The organism is Mycobacterium sp. TH-M106, from assembly GCF_057473765.1.
The window spans coordinates 1-9400 of record NZ_JBYCLE010000516.1 but is presented as its reverse complement, the minus strand read 5'-3'; the positions used below and the strand labels follow the sequence as shown (position 1 = coordinate 9400).

The following is a 9400-nucleotide window of genomic DNA, read 5'->3' as shown; positions in this document are numbered from 1 at the left end:
TCATGCCGGGGCCGCTGCTGACGGGCAACAACCAATGGCTTAGCGCCGGTGACTACTCGCTTCAACCTGATCAGGCGCTCATCGTCAAGGTGCCCACTATCGACGCTTCGTACTCAAGCGCGATGGTGACCAATATGTATGGGCAGACTGCTCCCTCGGGGACCGCGACGGGCAACCTGAACTTCGCCGACACGTTCCACGATCCCAATGGCTACACCTACTACGTCATCAGTAGCCAAGACCCGGGGGTGGCGAACTGGCTCAATGACAACGGTGCCGCAGACGGTGGGATTTGGCTACGGTTTCAGGGCCTGCAGTCCGTTCCGAAGGCCCCACTACCGGTAACGACCGAAGTCGTCGACGTCGCCGATGTCAAGCAATATCTGCCGGCTGACACCCCCACCGTCACACCCGCGGAATATGCAGCCGACGCCCAATTACGCCTGTTCGAATGGGACTACACGCACGACCAGAACGAAAACACCGGCTGGTTGGGGGCCAACCTCGAATACGATCAGATCAAGGCCGCGGTGGGTCCGCAGATGTTCGGCGAGATATTCGGCGGTCAGAGCACGCAGTACGGCCTTCCGCAGGACGTGCCGTCGGTATTCGACCGGATGCTGAATCCGGCGCTGATACCCGACCCGCTGACCCTCGTCAAGGACACCGTGGCCGACCCCGTCGGTGCTCTCTTGGCGCTCAAGGACAACTCGTCCCTAGCGGTCAACGACGTCACGATGCCCACCCTGTTGTCATTGCTGCGGTTGGAGGTCGTCGTCGAGCAAACCATTCACGCAATGCACAGCTCCATCTCGTCCGGCCAGGGGTCGCAGGTGCTGACAGACCTGTTCACCGGCCTGGGCGGGCTCGGCACGGTCGTCGACGAGACGTTGACCGATCCGGCCACCAGCATCACCGCCGGCTTGCTCAACGCGCGCGACGACCTGGCGGTGTCGATCATGAACGCGAGCAGCTATTCGGCGTCCTCCAGCGGCTCCGCATCCTTCGTCGACTCGCTGTCACAGCTGGCTCAATCGGTGGCACAGGCGCTGAACCCGAGTACGGCGCTGGCCGATTTCAGCACGCTCAGCACCGAAATCAGCTCCCAGATCGCCTCGCAGGGTGCGGACGTCGCACCGATGGCCAGTGCTGTGCCGTTCGATCTGTTGCCGTGAGCGCAGGCGCGGGGGCCGACGAGATCTCGCACCGCCAGGAAGACGCGTCAGCCCTCGCCCGCCAGGTCGTCCTGCAACCGATCGCACCAGTCACGGATGAATTGGTGGAGTTCTGTGTAAAACGCGGCAACACGCGACGGGTAGGACGCTCCGTGGCGCTCGAGGGTCTTTTCTGCCGCGGGTGATGCTACTTGTTCAATCGTCCGCAGCGCCGTACCCGAGCGGGCTTGGGCCGCTTCGATGAGGTAGTGCACCTCATGCTGGTCGAGGGCGTCGGCGAAGAACAGCTTCAAGAGAAATTGGTCGCGAATCTCGATCCGGCCGAAGTCATCCTGCAGAAGCCACGTTCGCAACGCTTCGCGTCCGGCTGCGGTCAATCTAAAGGTTCGTCGAGGTCGTTTACCACGTGTACTGTCGACGCCTCGGACGAGTTTGGCGTCCTCGAGCCGGGCTAGCTCGGTATAGATCTGGGCGGGTGAGACGGCCCAGAAGTACCTCAACGACAACTCCGCCGAGCGTCGGATTTCGTATCCGGATTTCGCCCCCAGCGAGAGCATTCCGAGCATGACGTAGCTCGCTGTCGTCAGGCGCATGTCGCCAGTGTAGGTCATCTTGACAGGTACTTCGTATCTGACGTAGGGGTGCGGTAACTGTGTCTGTGCACGCCAGCCGGTAACAATAGGTGCGATGAACCGATTTGACAGACCGGTTCTTCGTACGCAACACTTGTCGTCTGTCGACCAAACGATGTCGAAGCAGCGATTCCGGAACGACGCAGTAAGCCTGGGCGATCGGAAGGACGATGACGCAACGCAAGAGCGTGACAAGGGCGGTTGCTACCCGCTATCGACAAGCCTGCAAGGCGGACAAGCGGCGGATATTGGACGAGTTGTGCGCCGCCACCGGTTGGCATCGCGATCACGCACGCAAGGCACTGCGCCGCGCTGGGCGGCCGACTGTCGTTGCGGCCAGGCGCCTACGACCTCCGAAGTACGGTCCCGAAGTGATTGCGACGCTGGTGTTCTGCTGGTCGGTGCTCGGCATGCCGGCCGGCAAACGGCTGGCTCCGGTGCTCGGCGAGCTGGTGTCGGCCCTCCGCCGGTTCGGCGAGCTGGACATCGATGACGACACCGCGAGCCTGTTGACTGGCATGTCGGCGGCCACCATCGACCGACGGCTGGCACCGGAACGGCGGAAACACGAACTCGAGCACCGCGGCAGCGCCGAACCGGGCCGGTTGCTCAAATGCCGGATTCCGGCACGCGTCTGCACCGAACGGCGCAACGCCGTGCCAGGATTCGTCGAAGTCCGCTTTGTGCCCCGCGATGGCGGCGACGTTTTCGGTCGGCGCGCTGGGACGCTGACAGTCACCGACATCGCAACCGGCTGGACCGAGAAGCGCAGCGTATGCAACACAACGCACAAATGCGCGCTGGCCGCACTCGATGACATCGCCATCACCATGCCCTTCCCGATTCTCGGCGTTGACAACGACAATGCCGGTGACCGCATCAACGAAAGTCTGTTCATCTGGTGCATCAAGCGTCAGATCACCTTCACTCGGTCACCGCTGGGCGACAAGGGTGGCCAGGGCGGCCAGGATGGCCAGGGTGGCTACCGCCGCGGCGAACAGCGAAGCCGGGAGACCATCCGCGCCCAGGTCGGTTACCACCGCTGCGACACGGCCGCAGAGATCCTGCTGCTCAACAGGATATGGAAGCTGCAGTCGATGCTTACCAACTATTTCCACCCGCATCAAAGGTTGGTGGCGAAGGTCCACACCGGCGTCAAGATGTCGAGAAAATACGACACCCCGACTACCCCGCACCGCCGTGCCGAGGCGGACGCGACCGTCAGCGCCGAGGACAAGGTGATCCTCGCCGACACCTACTCCGCTATCAACCCCGCTGCCGTACAACGCCGGATCCAAACCCTGACAACCGAACTGTGCACTCTGGCCACGGGCAAAGCCGGGGCAGAACACCGAGCGGCGATGCGGGCATCTTGACCTGTGGCAGCGCCGATACTGGTTTCCGAGGTTTTCGAGGTTTTTGCTGGCGCTTCACCTTGCCCTTGACAAATCAGCATCCGATGTCAGAAGGATGCGACGAGGCTGCTGAGCGACGTAACCGCATCGCCTGCCGTCGTGGCGAGGTTCTGTACGAGAGTGTCGACGAGGCTTTGCGCGGCACCGGTATACCCAATTGACTGGTCTACCGGACCTCCGCCGAGGAAGTCCAGGAAGCCTTTCCATAGCGCGATTTGCGGTGGCAGGACCAGGTCACGGTAGTCAACGAAGAGTTGATCGAACAAATCCGGAGTCTGGGGGACGCTGTGCCCGTTCCAGCTGACCAGCGTCCAACCGTCGGTGGGATTGCCCTCGATTTCGATGATGCCGGTGTCCGGAAGAATGCCGTTCAAGTTTCCGTTCTTGAGTCCTTCAATGGTGAGCTGGGTGAGTAGTGTGAGGTCCGGATTTTTGACGTTGAGCAGCACCCAGTCAGTCAGTGCCACTGCACTGTTGAACCCCACGGCGGTGATCGCGCCGTTGTCGCTGATGACCGGGTTAGCCAGAGCGCCCTCGTACATCGTGTCGATTCCCTGGGTAAAGTTCAGGTCAGTCGCAACCCCGTTGACGAGAGTAGTGCCCGGCACCGTCGGCCAGAGATCGAACCCTAACGGCCAGAGCCCCAGGTTCAGTTCGTACAGGATGCCACCAATGCTGGCAATCGGGTCGTTACCGTAAATGCCGCCGCCGACCTCGTTGAGTCCGGGAGTGACGATCGGGGTCATGTGTTCGAGCGTGGCGAATGGTTCCGCGGTCTGCATGACTCTGATTCCCTGCCCCTCCCAGATTCCGGATACCGGGCCGAGTTCGCTGAAGAGTTTCTCCCCGACCGCCTGCGCCTGTTCCTCACCGAGCGGACTGAGCGGAGGCCCGAAAGTCGACGAGGCGGGCAGGACATTGTCAGAGATTCTTTGCCCATGCCGCACGATGTCGATGACGACGTCTGTGGCAGCGTCTGCCTCGCCAGCGGTGAGCTGGATCTCAGGCATGTGGACGCGCGGCAGGGGCGCTGCTAACGGGGTGACGGCGATGAGGCTGACGCCGACGATGGCGATACCCGCGGTGGGGCAGGAGCGAAGAGTTACTAGCTGCATGGTGGTGCCTTCCTAGACCTTTCCTAGCGGTGTCAGGCTCCGCCGCCGAGCGGGGATTGCTTCCCGCCCGAAGCAAAACCTTCTGAAATCTAAAGGCGTGATTCGGCCTAGCGCTTCATAGATAACATCACATCATAAGGTTATCGGGCGCGTGACGCAACGGCTTTGGCTCAGCAAAGCTGTGGGCGTACGGACGGCATACCAACCCCGGTTGCGCGGCCCGGTGACACCGGTGGCCAGATCCCGAGCCTGTGATCAGAAAGGTTTGGTGCCGCAACGGAAGAAATAGGGCAGATCGGACAAGGGTGCGGCGATGGTGATTTCGGCTGGGCCGGTATAGGTTCCAGTGCTGTCTTGTCGGGCCCAACAACCCGGGGGTATGTACACGGATCGCTGGGTGGCCCAGTTGGTGACGACCGGGGCGACGAGGACATCCGGCCCAAGCAGCCATTCCTGGTTGGCGGCCCAGGCCCGATCGTCGGTGGGTGCGACGAGCCACACCGGACGCATCAGAGGCGTTCCGGTGCTGGTGGCATCGGCCCAGGTGGCTGCGATCAGCGGTGCGGCTCGTTGGCGGAGTTCGGCGAGCCGGCGGTAGGTGTCCAGGGACTGTTGGGTGAAATCCCACGGCATTTTCGTCCCGGTGAATCCATCGTTGTGTAGACGAAAGATCGGCGACAGCGCAGCCCATTCTGCCCACCGCAGGAACAGCTCGTTCGTGGTGGGGCCGGTGAGTTCGTCGACGTAGCCGCCGATGTCGGTGCTGTAGCCGTAGGCGCCGGCCAGTCCGCGGTTGAGCATGTCCGAGGTAAGTGATGCCAGGCCGGAAGCCGGGGAGTAGTCGCTGGTTTCATCGCCCGGGAAGTTGCTGGCCTCATACCGGGTGGAGCCGGTATAGCCGGAGCGGTTGTAGTACCAGATGTGTCGCTCGGGGTGTGCTTGTTCGAAGGCGTCGACCGCCTCCCGGGTTGCTTGTTGGTAGAGCACCGGGAACATGTTGTGCATGGTGGCTCCGGTTTGGCCGTTGGCGAAATGCATGTCGGGTAGGACCTGTTCGCCGAAGTCGCTCATGAACCCGTCCGCCCCGGTCTCCAATGCCGCGGTCACGATGCTTTGGTAGTAGGCTTTAGCGGCCGGGTTGGTGAAGTCGATCACCGCGCCAGGATGCATGAGTGGTGAGCTGAATAGGTATGGCTGGCCGTTCGCCTTCGTCGCGACAAGGTTATGTGCCACAGCGTATTCGTACTCCGCGGGATCGTCGGTGCCGCCGGACGCGTAAGAGCTGAGGAAGCCGCCATTGATGTACAGCAGCACGTGAATGCCGTGGGCATGGAAGTCGCCGATCAGTTGCTGCAGAACGGCCGGGGCCAAGATGTGCCAGGCCTCGATGCGGTAGGCGGTGATCGGTAAATGGTCGGCGACGATGGTCGCCAAGTCGCTGCGGACGATCGCCGCGTAGCCCTCGGCGTTAAGCCTCCCGATCACCGGGTTGACGCGGTCTAACTCCGCACCCAGCGCCCACGTCGGGGGAACACGTTGGCGGCCGGTGACCGCGGTGAACGTGCTGCCGGCCTGCCCGGGATCACCGACTGCGACTTGGTAGTTCAGGTGATTGGCCGCGACATTGACCTGCCAGGCTTGGAGGTGGGGGAACGAGTCGAGGTGCCAGTCGGCGAGTTCGGCTTGGTCCAACAAGAAACCGTAGCCGTGAGAGGAGACGAATTGTGGCTGGACGTAGTAGGCCGCCTGCGGACCGTTGGGGAACAGATAGTGCTTCCCCTGTGTGACGGCGAACAGTGGTTGAAACGGGCCGAGGTCTATGTTCTCCTCTTGGACATAGTTCGGAAAGCGTGCCCCTTGTTGGTCCAGGCCACTGTGCACGCCGCCGAACCCAGCGAAATGCTCACTGCCCGTGGAGATGAAGCTGTCCCCCATAGCGGCGATTCCGGTGGTGTTGCTGGGGGTGACCTCCACGCCCAACCGGCCGGGATACGCGGTGAGTCTCAACGCCAAGGTGCGATTCGACGGGTCGTCGGTGGTTAGCGTCAGTTCCAGCCCGTTGTGCACCTGACGAGCCGAACGCACTCCGGTGGCCGCGTACTGGCATCCGCCGTTCGCTGCCACGAGTAAGTTGCCTTCCCACAACGTTGCCGGAAACGCGGCGGTGTACTGCGGACCCACCGTGAAGGTGAACGGCGCATAGCGGTGCGGAAGCGGCAAAACCGACGGGGTTATGCCCAAAGGCAAAGCGGCGACGTCTGTCGCCAACTCTGGCAAACTCGTGTTGGGCACCTGCGCCAGCACCGTCTGACCGGCTGAGTTCAACACCTGCATGGCAAACGGAGTCTGGGTGAACTGCACCCGGAATCCTGGCCCGGTCAGGCTCAGCTGGCGACTCACCGGTGCCGCCGTGGCAAGTGCCGGCCCGGCAACGAATGCTCCGGCGATCAGAACGGTGCTGACAGCGCCGATTACCGTCAACCGCATGCAGGCTCCGATGATCAACGACAGGGGTAGCTGGTGCGCGTTTCACCTACACCCTGATCAGCGGTCATTACGCGAGGATTGCGACATGCATACAGCACCGTCTCGATCCGGCAGGGCTCAGCCGGCAGCTATGCCGGGGTCAGCTGGACGCCGGATAACACGGGAGCGTTGTCACGCTCGGGTGCCAGCACGGCGCCATGGAAATGACCGTCCTCTTTCCAGACCGCAGCCCGCAGCGTCTCGCCGGGGAACACCACGCCGGCGAACTGGGCTTCGTATGACCTGACGGCGGCGACGTCGCCGTCGAGCAGGGTATCGACGATCGCCTTGCAGGTCATGCCGTAAGTACACAATCCGTGCAGGATCGGCTTGGGAAAGCCCGCGGCGACAGCGAATTCGGGATCACAATGCAGCGGGTTGCGGTCCCCGCACATCCGGTACAGCAGCGCCTGCTGCGGCAGCACCGAGATATCGACCTCGAAATCCGGGGCCCGGTCGGGTGCAGCGGACGACGCCGAAGGCCCCCGCTCGCCGCCGAACCCCCCTTCGCCGCGGGCGAAGACGGAACGGTGTTGCGTCCACAGCGGGGTGCCGTCGGTTCCGGTCACCGACGTCTCGAGCACGACGATTGCGGCCTTGCCCTTGTCCCAGACCCCCACTATCCGGCTGACGGCTCGCGCGCTGCCGGACGGTGGCAACGGCGCCGGCACGGTGACCCGCTCTGATGCGTGCAGCACCTTGGCCAGGTCGACCTGGACCCCCGGCCAGTTGACCTTGGGCGGTTCGATCTCGTTGAACGACGCCGCGACACAGCCGAACGTCGGCAGCACCTTTGGGGTGTGGTCGACCACGTAGCTCAGCTCACGTGGGTCCAGCGGGTCCGCGCCGGCCCCCAGCGCGAGGTGGTAGAGCTGGACATTACTAGCGGTCCAGGAGAAGTCGACCGGCTCCAGCTCGGCGCCCAGCGCAAGGTCGACGTCGATCGGCATGTCAGGCCAGCCCGGCTACTGATTGGGCGATGTGCAGCGCGGCTAGGTAGCCGAAAGTCATTGCCGGGCCGATGGTGCCGCCGGGTCCGGGATAGGTGTGGCCCATCACCGGTGCGCTGACGTTACCGGCGGCGTACAGGCCGTCGATGACGCTGCCGTCGTCGCGCAATGCCCGGCCGTGCACGTCGGTTCGGATCCCGCCCTTGGTACCCAGATCGCCCGGTACCATCGTGACACCGTAGTACGGGGGATGAATCAGTTCAGCCAGGCTCGGATTGGGCTTGTTGGTCGGGTCGCTGTAGTACTTGTCGTAGGCGCTTTCTCCGCGATGGAAATCCTCGTCGATGCCCGACCGTGCGAATCCGTTGAAGCGGTCCAGTGTGTGTTGCAGTCCGGCACCGTCGACGCCGATCTCGTCGGCCAGCGCAGCAATGGTGTCGGCGATCACGACGACACCGGCATCCAGCCACTTGCGCGGGATACGTTGGCCGCCCGGCAGGCCGGCGAACAGATAGCGGTCGCGGCACTGCTGATCCATGATCATCCAGGACGGCAGATTCTCACCGGGCCCGCAGCCCTGACCCCACTTGCCGCCATACATTCGGTGCGTTGCCTCCACATAGGGGCTGGCTTCGTTCATATAGCGCTGTCCGGCGGCGTTGACGATGATCGAGCCCGGCGCGCTGCGCTCCGAGAGAGCGAACCATGGGCCGTTCGGCAGCGGGATGCTCGGCCCCCACCACGCATCTTCCATCAGATCCAAAGCAGCGCCTAACTTCTCGGCAGCCACAATGCCGTCGCCGGTGTTGGCGGCGGCGCCGACGGTCCAGTCGGCAGTGATCGGAGAGCGCTGGTACTTGACCCGCATCTGCTCGTTGCGCTCGAATCCCCCGCAAGCCAGGATGACGCCGTGTCGTGCCCTGATAAGCACCGGTTCGCCGGTCTCGGGTGTGTCGTTGTGACGCACGTAGACACCGCGCACCGCGCCGTCTTCGACGTAGAGGTCGGTCAGCGCGGTGTCCAGTTGCACCGGCACACCGGCATTGCGCAGTCCGATCCGTAACGGGGCGATTAGCGCCCGACCCATGCCGACGAGGTTCTTGCCGGTTGCCTTGGCCCACATGGTGCGCGCACCGACCCTCACACTGCGCAGCACACCCCGCGGGTGGCGCTTGAGTTGATTGAGCCGGACGTAGTCCTGTTGAAGCACGACCACGTTGAGCGGCACCTTGCCGTAGGGCGGTTCCAGCCCTGGCAGGTCGGCGCCGAGTTTTTTGGCGTTGAATGGTTTCGGTTCGATCGAGCGCCCCCCGGCGCGGCCCCCCGGCGCCTCGGGATAGTAGTCAGAGTAGCCCGGCACCCAGAACATCTTCACCGGTGCGTTTTTGAGCACGAACGACAGCATCTCCGGTGCACGGTCCAGGTAGGTGTCGATCCGCTCGGGTTCGACAACGTCGCCGACGATCGTGTGCAGGTAGGTCCGCGCCGCCTCCCTGGTGTCCTCGACCCCGGCACGGGCCAGGACCTCATTGTTCGGGATCCATACGCCGCCGCCCGAACGGGCGGTGGAGCCGCCGTAGTGCGCGG

Annotated in this window: 6 protein-coding genes and 1 pseudogene; 2 read left to right on the top strand and 5 right to left on the bottom strand. The window is 63.4% G+C overall.

The features are described from left to right. A pseudogene (locus AC2VOP_RS18030) lies at nt 1–1175 on the top strand (hypothetical protein); the annotation flags it as partial. A 47-nt stretch (nt 1176–1222) separates the two neighbouring features. Here the strand turns inward: AC2VOP_RS18030 and AC2VOP_RS18025 are convergent. Further along, nucleotides 1223–1768, bottom strand: a complete 546-nt coding sequence (locus AC2VOP_RS18025) for a PadR family transcriptional regulator (protein WP_486962233.1) — start codon at nt 1766–1768, stop codon at nt 1223–1225. Nucleotides 1769–2178: 410 nt separating this feature from the next. Here AC2VOP_RS18025 and AC2VOP_RS18020 point away from each other — a divergent pair, with 410 nt between their 5' ends. Continuing rightward, nucleotides 2179–3183 carry a hypothetical protein gene (locus tag AC2VOP_RS18020; protein ID WP_486962232.1) on the top strand — a complete coding sequence of 335 codons (1005 nt, stop codon included), beginning with the start codon at nt 2179–2181 and terminating at the stop codon, nt 3181–3183. Between the two features lie 86 nt (nt 3184–3269). Here the strand turns inward: AC2VOP_RS18020 and AC2VOP_RS18015 are convergent, their stop codons facing one another. The 4 genes from AC2VOP_RS18015 to kstD all read right to left on the bottom strand — a co-directional run. After that, nucleotides 3270–4337, bottom strand: a complete 1068-nt coding sequence (locus tag AC2VOP_RS18015) for a phosphoglycerate mutase family protein (protein WP_486962231.1) — start codon at nt 4335–4337, stop codon at nt 3270–3272. 255 nt (nt 4338–4592) lie between these two features. Further along, nucleotides 4593–6824 (bottom strand): TIM-barrel domain-containing protein, encoded by a 2232-nt coding sequence (locus tag AC2VOP_RS18010; RefSeq protein ID WP_486962230.1) that lies wholly within the window; start codon nt 6822–6824, stop codon nt 4593–4595. Between the two features lie 128 nt (nt 6825–6952). After that, nucleotides 6953–7813, bottom strand: a complete 861-nt coding sequence (locus tag AC2VOP_RS18005; protein WP_486962229.1) for a MaoC/PaaZ C-terminal domain-containing protein — start codon at nt 7811–7813, stop codon at nt 6953–6955. A 1-nt stretch (nt 7814) separates the two neighbouring features. Then, nucleotides 7815–9400 (bottom strand): 3-oxosteroid 1-dehydrogenase (gene kstD / locus AC2VOP_RS18000; protein ID WP_486962228.1); only part of this gene is annotated, 1586 nt, incomplete at its 5' end.